Source organism: Exiguobacterium sp. BRG2 (assembly GCF_031844245.1).
In the GTDB taxonomy this organism is placed as follows: Bacteria; Bacillota; Bacilli; order Exiguobacteriales; family Exiguobacteriaceae; genus Exiguobacterium_A.
On record NZ_JAUZUW010000007.1, the window covers coordinates 89,574 to 110,957 of the forward strand.

Sequence of the window (21,384 nt, forward strand, 5' to 3'; positions counted from 1 at the left end):
ATTCGTAAAGGAGGATTCGTATGATTCAGATGAAAATGCCTGGCGTGACGATTTATCAAAGTACACTTATGAAAACGACCTCAACATTGATCGAGACGCCTGATTGTCTGATTGTCGTCGATCCTGGCTGGCTTCCTGATGAGATTGCAACGATTCGTCGAGACGTTGAAATCGTGCGTCGTGAACGACCATTATATGTCGTCTATACGCATGCTCATTTTGATCATATTTTAGGTGCTTACGCCTTTACGGATGCCATCGTCATCGCTTCTAAACCGTTCATCGATGTCGATCGACAAGAAGCGCTCAAAGCCGTTCAAGACTTTAACGATGAATTTTACATCGACTCCCCCGTGCTATTTCCAGATGTGACGCATGTGATCCATGAGTCTGAAACGATTTTGACGATTGGACAGACGAAGCTGATCTTCTTTATGACGCCCGGTCATGAAGCGACTCACCTTTCCTTCATCGTCATGCCACTTCACTTGTTAGTCTGCGGTGATTATGCTTCCGATGTTGAAATCCCTTTGATTGAACACGATTCCTCTGAATATTTGACGACACTCGAACTACTCGAGTCGTTCATTTATGAATATGAAGTCAAACTCTTGATTCCCGGACACGGTCACATTTGCGATGTCCGAACAGAGATGATTGAACGACTTCATCAGAGCTATGATTATATCCTCGCGCTCCGTGCCGGAAAAGAATCTGACTGGGCACCATCCTGGCAAACGACTCCGTTCATGAAACGTCTGCACGAAAAAAATAAGCGACAAGTCAAACAAGAACACGAGGAACGATTAGCACGGCGTCACTACGATTAACTTTCATCAACCAAAAGACTCGGTCGCTAAATCGGCGACCGAGTCTTTTATGATTATCCAAGTAATGTGACGAGTAACGCTTTTTGTGCATGGAGACGATTCTCGGCTTGATCGAAGATGACAGATTGCTTGCCATCGATGACGTCTGCCGTGACTTCCTCCCCACGGTGTGCCGGCAGGCAGTGCAAGAAAATGGCTTCATCATTCGCTTGATTCATGATATTGTCATTGACCTGATATCCTTCAAATGCTTGCAGACGCATCGTCGCTTCTTCCTCTTGCCCCATGCTTGCGAAGACATCCGTATACACGACATCCGCACCACTCGCTGCTTCCTTAGGGTCCGTCATGACGATGATATTTCCACCTGTTTCTTTTGCGATGGCTTGTGCCTCATGAACGACTTGTGGATTAGGAGCATAGGCTGCTGGCGCACAAATTCGGACTTCCATTCCACTGAGCGCTCCACCAATCATTAGCGAATGCGCCATATTGTTCCCGTCCCCGATATATGTCAAAATCTTTCCAGGCCGGGTTCCGAATGTCTCTTCGATCGTCAACAAGTCAGCAAGGACTTGGCACGGGTGGTGTAGATCCGTCAATCCATTGATGATTGGAATCGTGCCGTGTGCCGCCAGCGTGTCGACGATCTCATGACCGAACGTCCGAATCATCAGGGCGTCGACGTAACGGCTCATGACTTGAATCGTATCAGAAAGCGGCTCCCCCCGACCGATTTGCATATCTGCTCCACTCAGTACGACTGGATGTCCGCCGAGTTCGACGACACCCACTTCAAATGATAGGCGTGTCCGCGTCGATGCCTTTTCAAACAATAAGGCCACTTTTCTATGGCTTAATACGTTTTGGTAAACGCTTGGTTGATGCTTGATGTCTTTCGCGAGTGCCAATAGCTCCGTCAATGCTTCCGGCGTCAGTTCCGCCATCGTCAAAAAATGTTGCAGTTGTTGCATCGTCTTCATTGTACTTCCTCCTTGATCGGCTCTGTCCATGTATGAAGTGGCTTCACAGCATAAGGGGACTTTTCTACCGCTTGTAGATGATACTGTGCTAGTTCAGGTTCTGTCAGAACTTGTACTCCGGCAGCAAGCGCTGCTTCGCGACTCGTTTTTTCTTCTGTCACGTGTGAATAGAAAATCGCACATTGTGCCCAGTCGATCGTTTCATCTAACGCTACACCTGTTCCGAATGCCTCGGTATCTGCTCCAGCAACGATGATGTCTCTTGCGGTCAAATGTCGTTTCGTCGTCTCGTCGAAAATGAAACGCTCCAGTGCCAGTCCGTCTGTCGTCCATTGCAACGTTTCACCTGTCGAACGCATGACAGGGCCTGTTTTCGGATCGACTCCTTGTAGTTTCAGCGTTGAAAAAACAGGGGTCTTGACGGCATGGAAATTAAGTTTCGTCTGTTCTGTTGGTAGTGCGACCGCTTGACCGACAGCAGCTTGGACTGCCCACTGCAAGATTGGTTGACCCGTTACTTTGGCGACGATCGGTAACGTGCGGGAGGCACGCGGATTGATTTCTAGCACGTAGACCTGATCGTCATGCAAGACGAATTGGATATTGTACGCTCCTTTATAATCCATCCGTTGCCCGATCATCTGTGCAATTCGTTCTACTTCGCTCTGAACGGTTGCGCTGAGCGATACAGGTGGTAGAATCATCGTCGAATCTCCAGAGTGAACTCCTGCCCGTTCCAATTGCTCCATCAAAATCGGAACGTACGTCGTTGTTCCGTCCGTAATGCAATCGACTTCGATTTCCTTTCCTTGGAGGTAGGCATCCACGAGGACAGGGAATGCTAATTCGGAAACGATCGTCTCTAATTGCTCTTGATCGTGGATGATATGCATCCCCTTACCTCCGATGACATAGGAAGGACGAATCATGACCGGGTAACCAATCGTTGTTGCGACTTCTATCATTTGTTCGTGTGTCGCCACTTCTTGTCCTGGAATACGATTGACACCGATGTCGTCTAAAAATTGATAGAACCGCTCACGGTCTTCCATTTGATCGATGACAGCTGCCGTCGTTCCAAGAAGATGATAACCGGCGTTCTCCAAACCAGACGCAAGCGAAATCCCCGTTTGTCCTCCGAACTGGACTAATACATCTTGGCAATCCTCTGCTTCTAGGACATGCATGACGTCTTCGAGTGTCAGCGGCTCGACATATAGGCGATCTGCGACTTCGAAGTCGGTCGAGACGGTCTCCGGATTATTGTTGATCATGATCGTTTCATAACCGGATGCTTGTAGTGCACGTACCGCGTGAACGGAACAATAATCAAATTCGATTCCTTGACCGATCCGAATGGGTCCCGCACCGATGACAGCGACTTTCTTTTTCGTCGATGCAGTGACTTCCGTTTGACCACTCCAGTTTCCGTAGAAGTAAGGAGTTGCACTCTTGAACTCTCCTGCACATGTATCAATCATATGATAGACAGGAAGGATGCCTTTCTCTTTACGTAAATGCTCGACGTCTACAGCACCGACACCCGTCAGAAAGGCAATTTGTTCGTCCGTGAAGCCCATCATTTTTGTCTGTTTTAAAGAACTTTCATTCGATAAATCAATTTTTTGTTGCTGATCGACGAGGCGCTGGAGTACTTTGACGAATAAAGCTTGTACTTTCGTCTGTTCGACGAGTTCTTCGACGGTCGTTTCCTGACGATCTAGTAGTGCTAACATCGCGAGCAGACGACGGTCCGTCGGCACTTTTATTTCTTTCCACAATACGCCAGCCTCCGCTGTTTTCATCCATGTCGGATAAAGAGGCGATTGCTCGACTCCTGCACCACGCCACGCCTTTTGTAACGCTTCTTCCAGCGTCTTCCCCATCGCCATACTTTCACCGGTCGCCTTCATTTGTGTACCAAGTGTCCGGTTACTGTCAGTAAATAGATCGAACGGGAAACAAGGCACTTTTGCCGTGATATAATCCATCGTCGGTTCGAAGCTCGCCATCGTCTCCTTCGTGACAGGATTGATACAGTCGTCGAGTCGCTCACCGAGTGCAAGACGCGTCGCTAATTTCGCAATCGGGTACCCCGTCGCTTTGGAAGCAAGTGCTGAAGAGCGACTGACACGCGGATTGACTTCAATGACGAAGTAGCGTTCTTCCGTCGGGTGGATCGCAAACTGGATATTGCATCCACCGATGACACCGAGGTGCGACACGATTTTACGCGCTTCCGTCCGCAATTGCTGATTCATTCGATCCGAAATCGATTGAATCGGTGCAAAGACGACAGAGTCTCCGGTATGGACACCGACGGGATCAATGTTTTCCATGTTACAGACGATGATCGTCGTATCTGCACTGTCACGCATGACTTCATATTCGACTTCTTTATAACCAGCAATACTCACTTCAACCAAACACTGTGAAATCGGACTTGCTTGTAAGCCGTTTTGCGCTAGCAGACGTGCTTCGTCCTTTGTCAGCGCAATTCCACCGCCCGTTCCCCCGAGCGTAAAGGCTGGTCGGATGACGAGTGGGACACCATGTACTGCCATGAATTCTTCAAGCTCTGCTAACGATTCGATCGTTTGACTTTCCGGGAGCGGTTGCGCGAGCTCGATCATCTTTTGCTTGAATCGTTCGCGATCTTCTCCGTCTCGGATCGTCTCAAGCGATGTCCCTAGGAGTTCGACACCGTATTGCTCAAGTACTCCTGCTTCTTCGAGTGACATTGCAAGATTGAGTGCCGTTTGTCCGCCGACCGTCGCTAGGAGATGGGACGGTCGATCTTGTTTGATGATAGCTGTTGCTTTTTCAAGAGTCATCGCCTCAATGTAGACATGATCTGCCGTGCTCGGATCCGTCATGATAGTAGCCGGATTCGAATTCATTAAGATGACCTCGCATCCCGCTTCTCGAAGCGCCTGACAGGCTTGTGTGCCGGAATAATCAAATTCTGCTGCTTGTCCGATGACGATCGGACCCGAACCGATGACGAGTACTTTCTGTTTATCCCACATATGCTACCTCCTGATGTAATACGGTATTTACGAATTGATCGAAGACGACCATCGCCTCTGTCGGTCCTGGACTCGCTTCTGGGTGAAACTGGACTGTCATGATCGGTAGAGCCGGATGAATCAATCCTTCAACGGATCCATCATTGATGTGTTCATACGCAAGTTCCATCTCAGACGCTTCGATGCTTTTAACATCAACGGCATAACCATGATTCTGAGACGTCATGAATACTTGTCCGGATGCTAGATGACGTACAGGATGATTCGCTCCTCGGTGTCCATGATGTTGTTTTAATAAGGTACAACCGAACGCATGAGCGAGAACTTGGTGTCCCATACAAATACCAAGTGTCGGATAGCTCGTCGCCAGTTCACGGATTTCTGAAAGGAATGGATCTAGTTGCGTCGGATCACCAGGTCCATTGGAAAACAGCAGACCGTCTGGTGCCAGTGCTTGAATCCGTTCCGGTGTCGTATCGTATGGCACGACCGTCACACGCATATGGCGTTCAAGCAAAGCATCGATCATCGATTGTTTCACACCGTAATCGATACAGACGACATGACCCTCTTCGACTTCCGGAACGTATTCAACGTTTGAAGTCGTCGACACAGAGGCGATGTATGCTGTATCGATTGACGCAGTGACTGCCATATCTTCTTGCATCATGTCTCCGAATTGGTCGCCCTCCGTTCGTAATAGATGTACAAGGGAACGCGTATCGACTCCCGACAAAACCGGAACATTCGCTTCGCCTAGCCAGCTTGCGAGTGATGTTCCTTGCCCATCCTCAGCCAAAGTTTGAACGATGACACCAGCGACTTGAATCTGGTTGCTTTCTGACGCCTCCGCTTGAATACCGTATTGACCGATCAACGGATATGTGAAGACAAGAATTTGCCCCTGATAAGATGGATCCGTTAAGACTTCCTGATATCCTGTCATCCCAGTAAAAAAGACGACTTCTCCTTTGACTGGAACTGTTCCTTGCCACGAACCGGTAAACGTCGTTCCGTTCGCAAGCGTTAGTTTTCCGGATTGTTTCATACGATGACCTCCTGTTGACAAACGAGTTGTATTTTTTCGATGGCTTGCGTGAGTTCTTGTTCCGTCACGAATAACGATGGCAACAAGCGAATGACATGAGGACCAGCCGAAACGACAAGAAGACCATTCTCACGTAAGCCGTCAATCAGCGGTGCGACAGGCATCGTACATTCAATACCAATCATCAAGCCACGACCACGAATAGAACTCACGATCGACTTGGGTAATTTTTTTTCTAATTGTTGACGTAAATATTCACCTTTTTCTTGAATGTCTGCCATGACAGTGTCACTTAACAAGAGGTCAAGTGTTGCTTCTGCAGCTGTCATCGCGAGTGGATTTCCACCAAATGTCGAACCATGCGATCCGGGCGTGAATACTTCTGCTGCCTCTTCCGTTGCGAGTAGTGCACCAACCGCGAGTCCACTTCCAAGTCCTTTCGCAAGGGTGATGATATCCGGTACGAGTGGTGTCTGCTCAAATGCAAAACGTGAACCCGTCCGACCAATTCCGGTTTGCACTTCATCGACGATGATTTTGACATCGTATTGCTGCGCCTTCTTCACCAACGCTTCTAGCCACGCATCGTCAGCGACGACGACCCCACCCTCTCCTTGAATGATTTCAAGCCATACAGCAGCAGTTTGATCCGTAATTGCTGATAGGCTTTCCATCTCGTTAAACGGTAGATGTTTGAATCCATTCACCATCTCCCCGTATCCCGCTTTGATTTTTTCCTGTCCTGTTGCGCCCATCATCGCAAATGTCCGACCATGGAAAGATTGTTTAAACGTGACAACTTCTGTTTTCCCTGTCCATTTTCGAACGAGTTTGTACGCCGCCTCGTTTGCTTCAGCACCACTGTTACAAAAGAAAGCATGACTGAGATGACTGTCTTCCGTCAGTCGCTCGGCGACCCGCTCTTGTGCCGCGATTTGAAACAGATTCGACGTATGCCAAATTCGGTTCAACTGTTCCTCTAGCCGTTGCTGAACATAAGGATGACGGTGCCCTGTGTTGCATACAGCGATTCCCATGATGAAATCAAGATACGTCTTTCCTGTCGCATCTTCTACGATCGATCCTTGTCCTTTGACCAATTCCACATCAGTACGTTGATAAGTGGGTAGTAGTGCACTCATGTAATTCCTCCTTGATTCGTGTCCCTGCAGCTAACGCATTTTTTCCCGATCGAATGACGACCTCTGAAATACCATGCTGAGTGGCCTGCATCATCGCTTCGACCTTCGGAATCATTCCCCCGTAAATTTCTCCCGACGCGATCGCAGCTTCGATAGCTGCAGACGTGATTTCTGATTGATAGTCACCGTTTACTTTTACACCTTCGACATCCGTCAACAATTCAAATCGGTCGACGGACCAAGCCTTCGCGACAGCAATGGCACACGCATCCCCGTTACTGTTCAACACACCTTGTTCCCCTGTGACAAGGGATGTGACGACCGGCACATAACCATTCGTACTCAACACTGTGAACAATCGTGGATGAATGTGCGTAATTTGACCAACTGCCCCGAGTCCTTTGACTTTTTTACCATGGACGCTCGCACCGTCTAACCCGCTCATCCCGACCGCTGGAATTCCTGCCTGATTCAATTGCTGGACGATCCCGGATTGGACTTCCCCTGCTAAGATCCGTCGCGCCCCGAGTAACACACCATCCGTCGTCACACGGACACCGTCTCGAAACACGGGTTTGATTCCCTCTTGTTCACAGTAACTCGATAGAAGTGGACCACCCCCATGCACGATCAATAGTTCGTTACCGGTTTCGACCCACGCTTTCCATTCCTCGAAATACCGCGCATCCAATTGCTCCCATACACTACCACCCAGTTTGATAACTTTTCGTTTCGTCATGTCCGGTAACTCGCATTGATTTTGACGTAATCGTACGTCAGGTCACAACCATAGGCGTGTCCTTGTCCTACTCCATCATTCAAATTGATATGAATTCGGACGTCTTGTTGCGCAAGGTCCTGCGATGCGATTGTTTCATCAAATAAAATAGGCATGCTCTGTTGTAACACCCACTGCGAACCAATTTTAATATCAACGTTTGATACATCAAGCGGCTCCTTAATACTTCCGACAGCAGCGATGATTCGTCCCCAGTTCGCATCTTCCCCAAAGATTGCTGTTTTGACGAGAGACGATCCGACGACTTGTTTAGCGACCATCCGCGCTACTTCATCGGTTTGTGTTCCCTTTACCGTCACTTCGATTAACTTCGTCGCACCTTCCCCGTCCCGCGCAATTTGTTTCGCTAAATCTTGACAAACCGTTTCGATGGCCTGTTCGAATGCGAATGCTTCGTCCGTACCTTCAACGATCGGCGCTCCCCCTGCAGCTCCACTCGCTAAAATCATGACCATGTCATTTGTCGAACTGTCTCCATCTACGGTAATGCAGTTAAACGTCCGATGAATCGTCCGGCGCAATAGTGTCTGTAAGACATCCGGTTCAATCGTCGCATCGGTCGTCAAGAACCCAAGCATCGTCGCCATGTTCGGATGAATCATCCCTGACCCTTTCGCTACACCACATACTGAAATTTGGACATCCCCTTGCATGTATTGTTGACCAGCTGATTTCGTACCGGTATCGGTCGTCAGGATCGCATGGGCGAAATCACTCGCGGCATCCTTGTCATTTGTAGGGATCAGCTGTGGAATACCTGCCAGTAACGTATCAATGGCTAACGGTTGACCGATGATCCCAGTCGAAGCGATGACAACTTGTTCAGGAGCGATCCCGAAATGTGTCGCTAATGCTTGTTGTGATGTATACGCATGTGATAGACCAAGTTCTCCCGTACAGGCATTCGCGTTCCCGCTGTTGACGAGGACGGCATGAATGCGTCCTTGTGACGCCTGAATCGCTTGCTTCGTCACAGTAATCGGTGCCGCTTGCACCTGATTCGTCGTATAGACAGCTGCGGCACTTGCTCCTTCCTCACACCAAATCAAACCAAGATCCTTTCGCTTTCGCTTTAGCCCCACGTGTACCCCTGATGCTTGAAATCCCTTCGGTGTCGTGATCGTCAATGGGGTCTCTACTCGTACTTGCCACACAGGCGTTCCTCCTCTTTCGTCTCCAAGTGTTTAAATAAAGATCGGTTGTTGGGTCAAACCAGACATTTCATCAAATCCTGCTAGAATGTTGGCATTTTGAACGGCCTGTCCGGCAGCACCTTTTTGCATATTATCGATGACCGAAACGATGGTAACGCGCCCTGTCCGTTCATCCTTATAGATGGTCAAATCACAGTGGTTGCTACCCACGACGGACTTAATCTCCGGATCGCTGTGTTGTACACGTATAAACGGTTCCGTTGCATACTGTTCCGTCAACCAGGATCGCCATTCTGCTTCTGATTGATCAAGGAACGGCTGGACCGTCATGATCGCCATGATGCCTCGATTGATCGGTAATAATTGCGTCGAGAACGTGATCGGATACGATGAACCGCTCCATTCGAGAAGTGCCTGTTCAATTTCTGGAATATGTTGGTGTTGATTTACTTTATATAAACGAACGTTTTCACTGGAATGGACATGATGAGTCTGTGTCGTCAACGTCTTTCCTGCTCCCGTTAGACCAGAAGATGCTTGGATGATGATTTGAGAGGGATCGATTTTTTTCTCTTTTACGAATGGTGCTAGTCCAAGAAGGACCGCTGTCGCATAACAACCGGGATTCGCAATCCATCTGCTCGTTTTGATTGCTTGACGATTCCATTCCGGTAAACCATACGTCGCTTTTTGTTGTAACTGGGCATCAATTGGTTCCTTATCATACCAAGCTTCATACGATTCAGACGGTAATCGTAAATCACCACTTAAATCGATAACGTAACCGGACCAATTTTGAAGTTGTTCTAAGTATTGTTTCGAGACCCCACTCGGTGTCGCTAAGAACACTATGTCTGTCTCTGTTTTCGTTAAATGTTCTACGGAAAAGGAAGATAATAATGAATACGTTTTTTTATTCATGAATGGGAATAACTCATTCATCGATTGTCCTGCCATCGAATCACTCATCAAACAAACGATTTCAAATGAAGGATGTGCTTCTAATAGCCTTAATAGCTCAATTCCGGTGTATCCTGTTACTCCGATGATGGTACATTTCATAACTGTACGCTCCCCTTCAAAGAATGTTATACCGATTTAAACATATGTATATTTATACTGTCAATTGAATTTTTATTAGTTTTTATACAAAAAGAAGTGTTGAAGTGATTGTCTTCTATAAGACAGCCCCTTCAACACTTCTTTTATATCCACTCATTTAACGCTTTTCAGCACGTTGTGCTACGAGATGATCGATCCCAAATACGCCTGCACCCATGATCGCAACGACTACCACAAAAATCATTGTAAACATATGTATCCTCCTCATCGTTCACAAAAATGTCATCTGATACTTCCTATTGTGCAAGATTTAAAGAAAAAAAGAAAGCGTTTACGACAAAAAATCGTCACATTTATACTCTTTTCTAATTCATTGGCGAATCTCTTATAGTTGACGCCAACGTTATTATTCGTTAAGATTGCGTTTGTTCATTGCTTTCATGCATAAAAGCATGTTAGCAACAGAGGACTATCATCTATCCATATTCTTTTAAGGAGGTGGAAGCATGCGCATGTCATTCCGTGAATCCGCAGCTATCCTAGGAATCATCATCATCATCTTATTGTCCGCGTTATTCGGTGCTAAAGCCGAACCGCATCTTGCCATCTTATCCAGTCTTATTTTCGTCTCAGGATATGCTGTTTATCGTGGATTTAAGTTCGAAGACGTTGAACATCATATGATTCAAGGTATTCGGGAAGCGATTAAACCAATCTTAATCATGTTACTCGTCGGCATAACGATCGCAGTCTGGATGATGAGTGGCGCAGTGCCGACCCTTCTTCATTTTGGTTTATCCACTCTTTCGGCGACTTGGTTCGCACCGAGCGCCCTTCTCATTGCGATGGTCGTTTCGACCTTTACAGGCAGTTCATTTACGACGATCGGTACGGTTGGTGTTGCCTTAATGGGAATCGCAATCGCATTAGGTGTCAATCCCGCACTTGCAGCAGGTGCTATCATCAGTGGCGCGTGTTTTGGAGATAAGATGTCACCTTTGTCAGATACGACGAACTTTGCACCGGGAATCGTCAACGTTACCGTATTTGATCATATTCGTTTCATGATGGGAACGACGATTCCTGCCATCACGATCACATTTATTTTGTTCTTCATCTTTGGACGTAGCAGTGGCACGGTCGATTCGACTGTTGTGAAAACGACACAAGAGGAATTAGCCCGCTTGTTCCATCTATCACCATGGACGCTACTTTCTCCTTTACTTGTCATGGTTCTAGCATTGCGTAAGATGCCGGTCATCCCGACACTTGTAGCTGGTGTCTTAAGTGGTCTATTGTTAACAGGTCTCGTTCAAGGAAATTGGGACGTTTCAAATTGGATGGCCGTCATTCAAAACGGTTTAAAACTAGAATCTTCTAGTAAAACTGTCGCAGCAATCATCAGTAAGGGTGGCTTGCAATCAATGATGTGGTCCGTTTCCCTCGTCATGCTCGCACTCGCTTTCGGTGGTGTTTTACGCGGCATCGGTGTCATCGATGTCATCATTGAACGGACCGTTTCACGACTCAAACGCGATGGAAGTATCATCTCTGCTGTTGCCTTATCTTCCATCGGTGTCAACGTGATGGCTGGAGAACAGTACTTGTCGATTTTATTGCCAGGACAAGCATTTAAACGGGTTTTTGAAGAACGTCAGATTGATCCACGTTTCCTTTCTCGTTCACTAGAGGATGGAGGAACACTCGTCAATCCACTCATTCCGTGGGGAGTTTCCGGAGCATTCTTCGCTTCAACACTAGGTGTTCCGGTAACGGAATACATCCCGTTCGCATTCTTTTTACTTCTTTCACCATTGTTTACGTTCTTACTTGCTTTTCTTCGTCCGACTAAAGTCGAAACGAAACAGTCCCTCGCTTCTTAAGTCTATTTCATATTAGAGGTCCGATATGACATATCGGATCTTTTTTTCTGCCACTATCGCTTTTATTTCCAGTTAATTACGTCCGAATTACGATGAAAACGGCTTGGAATCACGTTTTTTTAAAGAATTATGTGTAAAGATGAAACGAACTGGGAATATACCAAACATAAGAATATAAATTACAGAGAATGATAGAGAGAGAGTACGTTCCTGTTCGACCGAGGAACGACTTCGATGTAATTGTGGGAGGAGTTAATATGATCAAACGTGGTACGCTGGAGCGACTTGATGGTAAATATGCCGTTCTACTGTGGGAAAATGGTTCAAGCTTCATTCCACGACGTTATTTACCACCTGAAGCAAGATTAGGCGATACAATTATTTTTGACGGTACGACTTATACGTTAGATGTCAGCAATTCATCACCCTCTTCCTTTCAAACGTTTTCGTTTCGGCAAATGGGCTGATGATCGATAAAAAGCCATTCGGTATCATGCATTGACTATAGAGAGAGAAAAATTTCTCTCATCAGTCCTTCATGAAACGAATGGCTTTTTCGCTTTAACGACGAACATATAGGGAATGGTGACTACACGACGGACAAGGGTACTGATGGACATCAGATATTTCGATTCGTTCTAATATGGTTTGATCGTTTGGACACACATACTGTGGCTGTACGACATCCAATTGCAAAAATAAAGCACACCAAAATCGATTTGAAAACTGGTGACATGTCGGACAATGATATAAGTCTAATTGGTACGGTACCCAATCATCCGCTACTTCTGCTTGATGTAGCTGATAGTATTGGATTAAACGAAAACGATTCCAGTCGTCCACATACGTCCGCTGTAAGACCGGTTCATGCATCGACGGTACGAACCAAAGCGGCAGACCTGTCATGAACGCTTCAACGCCTTGTGTCAAGACAGCAGGAAACGTCGGCCACCCATCTAGTTGACCGAGTTGAAATGTTTGTTGAAAGGAGCAGTTGTCGCATAGGAGTTCCATTGTCATCCTCCTGTTCGTTTCACCATCTCTTTTAACATCTGTTCCGTCACAGGACCGACATGTTTTGCAAGAATCGTTCCTTTACGATCTAATACGTAGGTTGCGGGCATTGCTACGAGACGATAGGCGTCTTCTGAATTTCCTGTTCGATCATACAACACGGGATATTCAACAGGTGTCTGCTTCAGAAAATCGGCAACATCTGAAACACGCCGCTCCGATGTCGTGACGTTGATGCCATAAACAGGTATATTCGTATGTCGTGCAAAGGCATTGAGTTCTGGAATTTCTTGTTTGCAAGGTGGACACCACGTCGCCCAAAAATTAATAACAAAGACATCATGATTCATTTCGTCTAGATCGATTGTTTTTCCTTCTTGACGCAAGGATAGATTCGGGGCTTTCATCCCTACCTCTAGACCACCTTGCGATGCTTGTTTTTGTTGTTGCTCCACTTTCTTTTGCTTCGCATCGTATGTTTGATAACCTTGATAGGCAATGCCGATGATAGCGATCGCTAGGATCAGATAGATCAACATTTTTTTCACATCTAATCCCCTCCTTCTTCGTTAAGTGTAGCAGACTTCCTCTTTTCGACCGTCTTCTTTTATCAACAAAAAAACGAACTCTTCTGTTTTGGAAACAGAAAAGAGTTCGCCTCATTTTATTTAGATATGTTCTTTAAATGATTAGTTAAAACGTGGTAATTGTTTTTTGACTTGACGGTTATCTTTGACGCTACCGACTGCCTCGGTTCCGCCTAAGGCCTCATTCAAGGATGTCTTCCCTTCCTTGACTTCTAGACGTCGATTGAATACTGACCGATTATCAACGGAAGCAACGAGAATCGATGCGACATCTGTTTCCGAAATCGTTGCATCCTTTGTATCTTTCAAATCTTCATCTGCCTCAATTAAACCTCGCCCTTCACCAGTCGTGATGGCAACGGGACAAATGATCGTATACGTCAAACCGCTATGTTCAATCTGCTCTTCAGCCGCATTCTTAGCAGCATAGAACGGATAGACATCCTTTTTAAATTGCTCAGGTCGATCTGCACCGTACGCACTTAATAGTACGAAATGACGTACACGCGCTTTTTTAGCTGCATCGATCGTTTTTAAGGCAACTGTCCGATCCAGCAGTTCAATTTCCGTTGCTTCGCCGTCTACTCCTGCGGTCGCCGCACAAATGACTGCATCCTGTCCTGCGACTCCATGTTCAATGACTTTTTCGAGTTCTGTTTCAATATCGACGTAATGTGCCTTGACACCGAGTTTTTCGAATCGTTCCACCAGATGTTCGTGACGAACGATGACCGTGACCTGATGACCTTTGGCAAGCGATTTGACGACGCGCGCTCCAATCGTACCGGATGCACCTACAACTAGTACTTTCATATGGGGGGTCCCTCCTCGATAAGTTAGTCACCTTCGTGGAATGTCATGATGTCATGTCCAAAAATCGTTACTTTCGGAGATGACCTAACACAATCCACCAAAGGAGCAACGTACATCAATTTATACCCGCAATGACCAGAAGGAAACCCCTCCCCTTTAGTTCTTCAAGGTACCATAAAACGTCGTATCGAGACGATCACGTAGTTCTTGCAGTGCCTTCTCATTCGGTAAGTCATAGAAAATACCATTCAGTCGCTGACTGACGGCTTCAATTTCATAGTGTTTCCGTTCTGACATCAAGGCGATCGATAAACCTGCTGTTGCCATCTCACGAACACTTAAATCGAGGTTCATCTCTTCTTTCATATACGTGTGCGCTGCCGGAATTTTCGACCATCCAGTTGGCTTCAACAAGTGCGTCGCGACGGCTTGGATGACTTCCGACTGACGATTTGCGCGTGCCCCGTCATTGTCCGTTTTACGGTGTCTCGAATAGGCAAGTGCCATTGCACCATCCATATGGTATTCCTTTCCTTTCTGGAATGAATACTGATTTGCTTTCCCACTTGCATCCTGCTCGGAGAACGTTCCTGTCGATACAAGATCGATTCCGCCGATTTGATCAACTAATCCGATGAAACTATCGAAGGAGATGACGATCTTTCCATCGATGTCTTCATCGAGTAGACCAGAAACGGCATCTTGTGTACATTCTTCTCCACCGAAGGCAAAAGCATGTGTGATTTTATCTTTCTTTCCATTCTCACAGGAGATCGGTGTATACGTGTCCCGAGGAATCGATGTCAACTGAATCGTTCGAGAAAGTGGAATGAATTGCATAACCGACAGGGAGTCCGAACGTGACCCGCGTAACGATTCTCCAGGTCGTGCGTCACTACCGATCAACAAAAACGTGAAGGGTTGTGAGGCAAAAAGAACGAATGCGATGAGCAACAGCAAAAACAATCCAAGAAGCTTTCGTTTAAAACGACGTTTTTTCTTGATTTTTTTAGGATAGGCTTCTTTTGAAGATACGTCAGGTTTTTTTTGCACGGATTGCTCTGATCGCCCAGTCTTTCTCGAACGTCTCGAGCGTTCTTGATTAGAAAACAATCGCGAGCCTGCGCTCCCGATCATCTGTACGACCTGTTTCAGTACGCTGTTTTTAGAACGACGCGATGTACTTTTTGGATCCCGTCGTTGCTCTTCAACATATCGATGGTACGTTTCTGTTCCCTGCTGTCCCTTAAGTGGTTCATGAGCAATCGACTCTTCCGACGAAAATGCCTCTTCTTTTGCTTGCGCTTCTAGTTCTAAGCGTCGTCGCTCCAAGCGGGAGCGCTGTGGTTGATGTTCTGCCATTCAGATACCTCCGTATCAATCTTTTGCGATTTGTTTCTCTTTCAAGAATTCGCGGAGATACGTCCGTTTCGGTTCGTGCATCGAGGCAGCCATCTGTTTGACCCACCCTTCTGTCCGTTGACCACCGGTCCGTTCTCCGTAATACGATGACGTCGACTCTTCGTATTGTGCCAGTAAGTCACGCATCGTATCGTCATCAGTATACGTATTCCGGTGGAAGACCGCATCCATCGGAAGGCGGGGTTTTTTACCAGGTTGCTGATCCGCAAGACCGACTGCGACTCCGAATAATGGTACGACGTGATCAGGAAGTTGTAAGAGCTCGCTGACACGACGGGCATCATTACGCAGTGAACCGATATAGACTGTTCCATATCCGAGCGACTCGGCAGCTACGACTAAATTTTGAGCAGCGAGTCCCGCATCAACAGCCCCTACAACAAGTGCTTCTGTCGTCTCGATCGTCCGACTTACATCCCCCCCTGCTAGTTCTGCTGCTAACATGTGTTTGTGGTAATCCATACAAAATACAAAGAAATAACTATTTTCTGCCACGTATTGTTGACCACTTGCAACGTCGACTAGTTGTCGTTTCAATTCTTCATCTTCGACACCGATGATCGCATAGGCTTGCTGATAAGAAGATGTCGATGCAGCCTGCGCTGCTTTAACAAGTGTCTCGATTGTCTTTTCGTCTAATTGATGTTGTTTGAATTTCCGGACTGACCGGTGGTTGAGTAAATGTTGAATGGTTTCATTCATGAGTAATTGTCCCCTTCTGTAATGAGTCTTCTTATTTAAGATAGTCGTCTCTGACTAAAAAGCGCAAATGAAGAGGTTCGGTTTATGAAAAAAGCGGGAAATGAATAGTGTTGTACTGTGCTTTTTTGGCGAAGGAGGTCGATCATGAGAATACGGAAACTACGTCTTTTATTGGAACAGTATGGCGATACGACCCTTCGCGATATCATCGTCGAAATCTATCGTCAACTTCCGAAACAAGTCATCGAAGAGAAAGAGTTTGACGCCATGTTGACACAGTTCATGAAGTATAAGGATTTGCAAAAAGAACAGGAACAACCGACCGTCGAACAAACCATCGCTCAGACAGATCGGTTCATCCAATTGGCATACGACTTACAGTACCTTGAGCCAAACCCAATCGTACCGCTTCGCGAACAAAAGAATTGGTATATTACCGCAAAACGTTTGCTGAAGCATTTACGCCATTATGCACATCGCAAAAATGGAACCCAGATTGCCTTTGAGGAGTTTTTCTTTCTTCTTTCGTCAGCTGCCGGAGAAGAACCTTTATTTTTAAGTAACGATCCTTTTCGACTATTAAAAGTCTCACAAGTCGATTTTTTTCAAGAATTAGTCGGTTATTATAAAAATGATAGTCATGGCATCGAGTGGATGGAACGCGCGCTCTATACTGCCTTGAAAGTTCCAATGGACGTTGATGCCGAACGCAGTGATCTTTTACTTGCCGTACTTGCCCACTGTGAGATAGCAGAACACCAAGAAGCCTATATCAATTGCTTGAACGTGCATGCAAAAAAACTACAGTCACATGTCCGAATCGATGCAGATGCTTTATCCACTTATCAAGAAATTCGCTTTGCAGAGTTGCATGCCCTGATTTTACTACGAGCCTTAGAACGAGCGGAGACAATGCTGTTCACAGAATATATTCCTTACTTTTCGCATCGTTCGACTCCTTTTCGTTATTATCTCGACCTCCTCGAGCGCGCTGGACTAGAACAAGAGCATGATCGTATGGAGCGTGTCGGACGTAAAAAACGTATTCATTTTTAAGGATCCTTCTCTTCCTAACCACTCATACTATACAAAAAAGCAAGTGACGGACAGCGTCACTTGCTTTTTTGTATTCTCGTGGCTCAGAGCAGATTCATCTCAATCAGAAGCATTAACGATTCCAAGTCCAACCGTTGCCAGTAAAGCAATACAGGCAAATAAAAATGCCATATCGTTTGGTGAATCGAATCCTTCATAAATTGGTTCTTTTCGATCAACGATGATATGGTCTTCCGTTCCATAATTACCATACGTCGTCGAACTACTCACGCCCGGTTCATCGTAATCACGTGCTTCTACTGTCAATGTATCCGCACTGATTAGAAATCCTGATAACCCAATGATGATCCAAAAATACTTCATGATATTTTTGCCTCGATTCTTTCTTATCTTCAGGAATCCATCTACTTTTTATTTGAAACAAAAGATATAAATACCTTTTATTTCCTGTAAAATAAAAGTGAGATGTACCCATCTTCACTTTCTTAAAGGAGGAATTTAATTTGCCTATCGTGTATTACGGTCAATTGTCTCATGTTCAAAGACGACACGTCCATCAACTTCTACATTCTCATCAACAGCCGTATGATGTTTCATTTTTTCAGCCTCTTGAAGAGTGTCAATGGAGTTACCTCGAGTCTGGTCAGATCCAGGCGACACTTGGCTATCATGTCGTACATGATGTCGTTCGTTTAACGAACGGAGCTTTCTACGATATTCAAGCCTTCCGTCGTCTCGCCATTTCATTACACACGCATGCCCTTCGGCAAGGGTGTCGACAAATTCACGTACAGGTTTCTCCACCACATGACCTTTCTGTAACCTCGATTTGGAAAGAGCTTGGCTACAGTTTATATGCCGAACAATTTCGTTTGATCGGATTATCAGACGGACAACCTGCCACATTGCGTTTGAAAGCTGTTCATGAACGCAATCAAGATACGTATCTGGCTCTTCGTAACGATGCCCTCAAAGGATCCACCCACTTCTTCCCTCACAGTGTTGCTGATTTAGAAAAGTTAATCCGGCGAAAAGCGGTTCCTTATTTAGTCTATGATAAGCAATTGATCGTCGGTACACTTTTATTTCAAAAACTCGGTCCGAACATTCGTCTTCTTGAAATCACCTGTCTACCTGGGCTGAGACGTCAAGGCTACGGAAGTCGCATACTCCATACGTTTCAGGAAAAACTACGACGTTCGAAGATTCAAACGTTTGAAGTCTTTTTTCTTTCAACACAGCAAGACGTATTACGACTATATCGTCCCACGATGTTTTGCGATATCCAGTTAACCTCTTATTGGCATACATTTAGTACAGATCCTCCCCCGTTAATCGTTTAACCGATCGACGACCTCTCTGTATTCAGGTAACACATACTCCGCATCCATTTTTCTAAAATCAACGTGCCCCACGTCACGAAGCACCAGACCCATCCCGAATAACTGTTCGATATAGACGTCTCCCATTGTCATAGCAAGTCCAGGGTGATGGTTATGGAAAGCAAGCAAGGCATCCTTACAGATTTCAGATGCAACAGGCTCTTGCATCACACGTTTTAATAAAGATGGAAAGAGCGTCGTTTGCCGTCCAATCAACGCATAGAATGGAAAGTAATGTTTCGCATAAACGAACGTCGGAAGATAGGCATTTGTCTCAATTGTTTTGAACAACAACGGTGAAGTCGGACGCTGTAATCGTTCTGCTAGCCCAACGGTCGCTTTGCATTCGCTCAGCTGATCCAGCACTCGAATCGTCAATTCTTCTTCGATATCAAGTAATAAGACGAGATCAAGCAGATTTAATTCATGCGTCTCCATGAATTGATCACTTCGTTGAAGATGCATTGTGTAGGTAACATCCAATTTTGTAGCGACAAGTGTCCATAGCTCTGGATGACGCGCCGCATAAAGGCCTACAGGAAAGTGAAGCGGCTGCCGGACGATGGAGCGATGACCCTCAAGTGTGTAGACTTGATTGACGTCAAGACCGTGCGCTAATAGCATCTCGAGTAACTGCTGACGATTTTGACACGCGACAAGCGTTTGGAACAGACGATCGATTTCGCTGAACGGTTGTTTCATCTCCAGTGCTAGTTCTAAATGAGCAGGTGAATCCTGCTCTAGCGATCGTTTAATGAATTGTAAGGCACGTTGTTCCGCATCGTTCAGTTGAGCAACGTGCGTCCGAAACATCTCGACGTCAAGTTCCCGAAAGGCTTGCAACGCCGGAGCAATTGATTGATTTTTCGTAAAGGGTTTCCACATGATTCCCTCGACCTCCTCATTCCAGTATCTCTTCGTAGTGTACGCAATATCCAATCGTCTTAAAAGCAAAAAATGGAGGATCTTCCGTTGTTTCCGGAAGATCCTCCATTTTTTTATTTTTCCCCGACTTTTAGATGAGCATTTCGAAAGACGTCATCGTGCTTCCCTGTCTTTTCAACACTTGTTCCGACAGATCCATAATATTCGATTTCATCCTTTGGTTGGATGAATTCGTATGTGATGGCAGGCTCGCCACGAAGGCGGACGTGTATGATTTGCCGATGCTGTAAAGAAAAGGAGGCATGCACTTCAAGAAAGGAGGAAGCCGATAAATCATGTTGTCGCTCTAAAATCGTCATCAATTCTTGCTCAGAATCACGGTAATTCCCTTGCAATTGAGCATACGAAATACCGACTCCTAAAGAGAGGATACCGATTAAACTAAGCGCGCAAATGACCAGCACTTTCTTCATGACTGATCCACCTCCGAGAAAAGTTCATTCTACTTATTCATCGGTTCATCCTTCGACGACGTGAAGTCTTTTTTAGAATCCTTTGCGTAAAACTGCATATCTACATGTGGAATATCATCCTCTAAATAAGGTTCGGATACAGTTTCGAAACCAAATGACCCGTAAAACCCTTCTAAGTGCGCTTGTGCTTGTAAGTAGATCGTAGCTTTTTCCTGCAAATAATCCATCGCTTTCTCCATCATTTGTTTTGCCAATCCAACTGATCGGTGAGTACGATGAACGGCAACCCGGCCAATCGCTAATCCTTTTGTCGGATGGTTGTATATCCGAAGACATCCAACGATTTGACCGCTTTCGTTACGTACGATCAGGTGTGTGGCTTGTTGATCTTGATCATCTAGTTCCGGATATGCACACTCCTGCTCAACGACGAAAATATCCATTCGTAATTTCAACAATGCATATAACGTATCGGGTGTCATGTGATGAAAAGACTCAAATGCGAATGCGTACATAAAAACTCTCCTCTTTAGTTACGACAAAGTCGTGATAATTGTCCAGCATAGATCGTGACCGGAATGTCTTTGAAAATCGTATCTTTTTCCCAGTTCAGACCGTTTGCACGAGCGACATTTTGAGAAGAACGATTATCGGGATGAATGATCGAGATGATTCGATCATGCCCTCGATTAAAAGCTTCCATCATTAGTCGTTTCGCTGCTTCACGACCATAACCGACTTTCCAGTGCTTCGGTTCGAGCCAATAACCGACTTCTAATTCTTCTTTTCCATCCACTTCCTGCATCAATAATCCAGCGAAACCGATTGGTTCATTCGTTTCTTTTTTGAATAACAGCAAAAAACCAGTTTGTCGTTCATCCGAGTATCGTTCCAATTGTCGATCGAACCATTCTCGTGCCTCATCTTCACTCAGAGCAACGCCACCATTGATATAGCGCATGACTTGCTCATTTTGAACAAGTGACTTGTAAAAGCTGAAATCCGCTTCTTCGAATGGTCGCATGCATAATCGTTCACTTTCCATCCTCATCGCCTCCTTATGTTTCTTTTCCCGAGTTCTTTTCCCTTCATTCCTCTTCCCTATTATTCTATCTGTGCG

Annotated in this window: 22 protein-coding genes; 5 read left to right on the top strand and 17 right to left on the bottom strand. The window is 45.8% G+C overall.

Annotation, left to right across the window (positions count from 1 at the left end; all coding sequences use genetic code 11):
• Positions 1 to 20 precede the first annotated feature (20 nt).
• Positions 21 to 830 (top strand): MBL fold metallo-hydrolase, encoded by an 810-nt coding sequence (locus Q9R23_RS10595; protein WP_035412567.1) that lies wholly within the window; start codon positions 21 to 23, stop codon positions 828 to 830.
• Positions 831 to 883: 53 nt separating this feature from the next.
• On the opposite strand, the gene argF is transcribed toward Q9R23_RS10595, so the two are convergent.
• From argF to argC, 7 genes are read right to left on the bottom strand one after another with little or no spacing between them, the layout of a single operon-like run.
• Positions 884 to 1,813 (bottom strand): ornithine carbamoyltransferase, encoded by a 930-nt coding sequence (gene argF, locus Q9R23_RS10600; RefSeq protein ID WP_311247011.1) that lies wholly within the window; start codon positions 1,811 to 1,813, stop codon positions 884 to 886.
• On the bottom strand, positions 1,810 to 4,842 hold the full coding sequence (gene carB / locus Q9R23_RS10605; RefSeq protein ID WP_311247012.1) for a carbamoyl-phosphate synthase (glutamine-hydrolyzing) large subunit: 3,033 nt from the start codon (positions 4,840 to 4,842) through the stop codon (positions 1,810 to 1,812). The genes argF and carB overlap by 4 nt, the downstream gene beginning before the upstream one ends.
• Complete coding sequence (locus Q9R23_RS10610) at positions 4,832 to 5,890, bottom strand: carbamoyl phosphate synthase small subunit (protein ID WP_290784193.1); 1,059 nt, start codon at positions 5,888 to 5,890, stop codon at positions 4,832 to 4,834. The genes carB and Q9R23_RS10610 overlap by 11 nt, the downstream gene beginning before the upstream one ends.
• Positions 5,887 to 7,032 (bottom strand): acetylornithine transaminase, encoded by a 1,146-nt coding sequence (locus tag Q9R23_RS10615; protein ID WP_290784191.1) that lies wholly within the window; start codon positions 7,030 to 7,032, stop codon positions 5,887 to 5,889. Before Q9R23_RS10615 ends, Q9R23_RS10610 begins: the two co-directional genes overlap by 4 nt.
• Positions 6,998 to 7,771, bottom strand: a complete 774-nt coding sequence (gene argB / locus Q9R23_RS10620; protein ID WP_214856452.1) for an acetylglutamate kinase — start codon at positions 7,769 to 7,771, stop codon at positions 6,998 to 7,000. Before argB ends, Q9R23_RS10615 begins: the two co-directional genes overlap by 35 nt.
• Positions 7,768 to 8,985, bottom strand: coding sequence for a bifunctional glutamate N-acetyltransferase/amino-acid acetyltransferase ArgJ (gene argJ, locus Q9R23_RS10625; RefSeq protein WP_290784190.1), 1,218 nt, complete (start codon positions 8,983 to 8,985; stop codon positions 7,768 to 7,770). The genes argB and argJ overlap by 4 nt, the downstream gene beginning before the upstream one ends.
• Positions 8,986 to 9,015: 30 nt before the next feature.
• Positions 9,016 to 10,047, bottom strand: a complete 1,032-nt coding sequence (gene argC, locus Q9R23_RS10630) for an N-acetyl-gamma-glutamyl-phosphate reductase (protein WP_290784188.1) — start codon at positions 10,045 to 10,047, stop codon at positions 9,016 to 9,018.
• Between the two features lie 506 nt (positions 10,048 to 10,553).
• Here argC and nhaC point away from each other — a divergent pair.
• Together nhaC and Q9R23_RS10640 are read left to right on the top strand one after the other, a co-directional pair.
• Complete coding sequence (gene nhaC / locus Q9R23_RS10635; RefSeq protein WP_214856448.1) at positions 10,554 to 11,930, top strand: Na+/H+ antiporter NhaC; 1,377 nt, start codon at positions 10,554 to 10,556, stop codon at positions 11,928 to 11,930.
• Positions 11,931 to 12,187: 257 nt separating this feature from the next.
• Positions 12,188 to 12,397: a DUF3006 domain-containing protein gene (locus Q9R23_RS10640; RefSeq protein ID WP_023467214.1), complete on the top strand. Its 210-nt coding sequence runs from the start codon at positions 12,188 to 12,190 to the stop codon at positions 12,395 to 12,397.
• Positions 12,398 to 12,491: 94 nt separating this feature from the next.
• Here Q9R23_RS10640 and Q9R23_RS10645 read toward each other — a convergent pair whose 3' ends face one another.
• From Q9R23_RS10645 to nfsA, 5 genes are all read right to left on the bottom strand, one after another.
• On the bottom strand, positions 12,492 to 12,944 hold the full coding sequence (locus Q9R23_RS10645) for a hypothetical protein (RefSeq protein ID WP_035412539.1): 453 nt from the start codon (positions 12,942 to 12,944) through the stop codon (positions 12,492 to 12,494).
• Positions 12,945 to 12,946: 2 nt separating this feature from the next.
• A complete protein-coding gene (locus Q9R23_RS10650) occupies positions 12,947 to 13,483 on the bottom strand; it encodes a TlpA family protein disulfide reductase (protein WP_290784245.1) in 537 nt (178 codons plus the stop codon).
• Positions 13,484 to 13,633: 150 nt separating this feature from the next.
• Positions 13,634 to 14,344, bottom strand: a complete 711-nt coding sequence (locus Q9R23_RS10655; protein ID WP_035412533.1) for an NAD(P)H-binding protein — start codon at positions 14,342 to 14,344, stop codon at positions 13,634 to 13,636.
• Positions 14,345 to 14,500: 156 nt separating this feature from the next.
• A complete protein-coding gene (locus Q9R23_RS10660) occupies positions 14,501 to 15,706 on the bottom strand; it encodes an LCP family protein (protein WP_290784185.1) in 1,206 nt (401 codons plus the stop codon).
• A gap of 15 nt (positions 15,707 to 15,721) precedes the next feature.
• Positions 15,722 to 16,468, bottom strand: coding sequence for an oxygen-insensitive NADPH nitroreductase (gene nfsA, locus Q9R23_RS10665; protein ID WP_290784184.1), 747 nt, complete (start codon positions 16,466 to 16,468; stop codon positions 15,722 to 15,724).
• A 144-nt stretch (positions 16,469 to 16,612) separates the two neighbouring features.
• Here nfsA and Q9R23_RS10670 point away from each other — a divergent pair, with 144 nt between their 5' ends.
• A complete protein-coding gene (locus tag Q9R23_RS10670) occupies positions 16,613 to 17,524 on the top strand; it encodes a hypothetical protein (protein ID WP_290784183.1) in 912 nt (303 codons plus the stop codon).
• 99 nt (positions 17,525 to 17,623) lie between these two features.
• Here Q9R23_RS10670 and Q9R23_RS10675 read toward each other — a convergent pair whose 3' ends face one another.
• Positions 17,624 to 17,887: a hypothetical protein gene (locus Q9R23_RS10675; RefSeq protein WP_035412522.1), complete on the bottom strand. Its 264-nt coding sequence runs from the start codon at positions 17,885 to 17,887 to the stop codon at positions 17,624 to 17,626.
• Between the two features lie 149 nt (positions 17,888 to 18,036).
• On the opposite strand from Q9R23_RS10675, the gene Q9R23_RS10680 reads away from it, so the two are divergent.
• The gene (locus Q9R23_RS10680; protein WP_396136369.1) at positions 18,037 to 18,867 is read left to right on the top strand and encodes a GNAT family N-acetyltransferase; all 831 of its coding nucleotides are present in this window, start codon (positions 18,037 to 18,039) and stop codon (positions 18,865 to 18,867) included.
• On the opposite strand, the gene Q9R23_RS10685 is transcribed toward Q9R23_RS10680, so the two are convergent.
• From Q9R23_RS10685 to Q9R23_RS10700, 4 genes are all read right to left on the bottom strand, one after another.
• Entirely contained in the window at positions 18,856 to 19,791 is a 936-nt protein-coding gene (locus Q9R23_RS10685; protein ID WP_311247014.1) for a hypothetical protein, read from the bottom strand. The genes Q9R23_RS10680 and Q9R23_RS10685 overlap by 12 nt on opposite strands.
• Before the next feature lie 113 nt (positions 19,792 to 19,904).
• Entirely contained in the window at positions 19,905 to 20,264 is a 360-nt protein-coding gene (locus tag Q9R23_RS10690; protein ID WP_035412515.1) for a hypothetical protein, read from the bottom strand.
• A gap of 29 nt (positions 20,265 to 20,293) precedes the next feature.
• Positions 20,294 to 20,779, bottom strand: a complete 486-nt coding sequence (locus Q9R23_RS10695; RefSeq protein WP_214856441.1) for a GNAT family N-acetyltransferase — start codon at positions 20,777 to 20,779, stop codon at positions 20,294 to 20,296.
• A 14-nt stretch (positions 20,780 to 20,793) separates the two neighbouring features.
• Positions 20,794 to 21,309, bottom strand: coding sequence for a GNAT family N-acetyltransferase (locus Q9R23_RS10700; protein WP_311247015.1), 516 nt, complete (start codon positions 21,307 to 21,309; stop codon positions 20,794 to 20,796).
• Between the last annotated feature and the right edge of the window lie 75 nt (positions 21,310 to 21,384).

Bases quoted from the DNA above. Each gene is read 5' to 3' on its own strand.
- Q9R23_RS10675 (WP_035412522.1), bottom strand. From the start codon at position 17,887: ATGAAGTATTTTTGGATCATCATTGGGTTATCAGGATTTCTAATCAGT.
- argF (WP_311247011.1), bottom strand. From the start codon at position 1,813: ATGAAGACGATGCAACAACTGCAACATTTTTTGACGATGGCGGAACTG.
- Q9R23_RS10640 (WP_023467214.1), top strand. From the start codon at position 12,188: ATGATCAAACGTGGTACGCTGGAGCGACTTGATGGTAAATATGCCGTT.
- Q9R23_RS10645 (WP_035412539.1), bottom strand. From the start codon at position 12,944: ATGGAACTCCTATGCGACAACTGCTCCTTTCAACAAACATTTCAACTC.
- Q9R23_RS10615 (WP_290784191.1), bottom strand. From the start codon at position 7,032: ATGAGTGCACTACTACCCACTTATCAACGTACTGATGTGGAATTGGTC.
- Q9R23_RS10690 (WP_035412515.1), bottom strand. From the start codon at position 20,264: ATGAAGAAAGTGCTGGTCATTTGCGCGCTTAGTTTAATCGGTATCCTC.
- Q9R23_RS10595 (WP_035412567.1), top strand. From the start codon at position 21: ATGATTCAGATGAAAATGCCTGGCGTGACGATTTATCAAAGTACACTT.
- Q9R23_RS10650 (WP_290784245.1), bottom strand. From the start codon at position 13,483: ATGTTGATCTATCTGATCCTAGCGATCGCTATCATCGGCATTGCCTAT.
- argC (WP_290784188.1), bottom strand. From the start codon at position 10,047: ATGAAATGTACCATCATCGGAGTAACAGGATACACCGGAATTGAGCTA.
- Q9R23_RS10670 (WP_290784183.1), top strand. From the start codon at position 16,613: ATGAGAATACGGAAACTACGTCTTTTATTGGAACAGTATGGCGATACG.
- Q9R23_RS10655 (WP_035412533.1), bottom strand. From the start codon at position 14,344: ATGAAAGTACTAGTTGTAGGTGCATCCGGTACGATTGGAGCGCGCGTC.
- Q9R23_RS10700 (WP_311247015.1), bottom strand. From the start codon at position 21,309: ATGGAAAGTGAACGATTATGCATGCGACCATTCGAAGAAGCGGATTTC.
- Q9R23_RS10660 (WP_290784185.1), bottom strand. From the start codon at position 15,706: ATGGCAGAACATCAACCACAGCGCTCCCGCTTGGAGCGACGACGCTTA.
- Q9R23_RS10695 (WP_214856441.1), bottom strand. From the start codon at position 20,779: ATGTACGCATTCGCATTTGAGTCTTTTCATCACATGACACCCGATACG.
- nhaC (WP_214856448.1), top strand. From the start codon at position 10,554: ATGCGCATGTCATTCCGTGAATCCGCAGCTATCCTAGGAATCATCATC.
- carB (WP_311247012.1), bottom strand. From the start codon at position 4,842: ATGTGGGATAAACAGAAAGTACTCGTCATCGGTTCGGGTCCGATCGTC.
- argB (WP_214856452.1), bottom strand. From the start codon at position 7,771: ATGACGAAACGAAAAGTTATCAAACTGGGTGGTAGTGTATGGGAGCAA.
- Q9R23_RS10685 (WP_311247014.1), bottom strand. From the start codon at position 19,791: ATGTGGAAACCCTTTACGAAAAATCAATCAATTGCTCCGGCGTTGCAA.
- nfsA (WP_290784184.1), bottom strand. From the start codon at position 16,468: ATGAATGAAACCATTCAACATTTACTCAACCACCGGTCAGTCCGGAAA.
- Q9R23_RS10610 (WP_290784193.1), bottom strand. From the start codon at position 5,890: ATGAAACAATCCGGAAAACTAACGCTTGCGAACGGAACGACGTTTACC.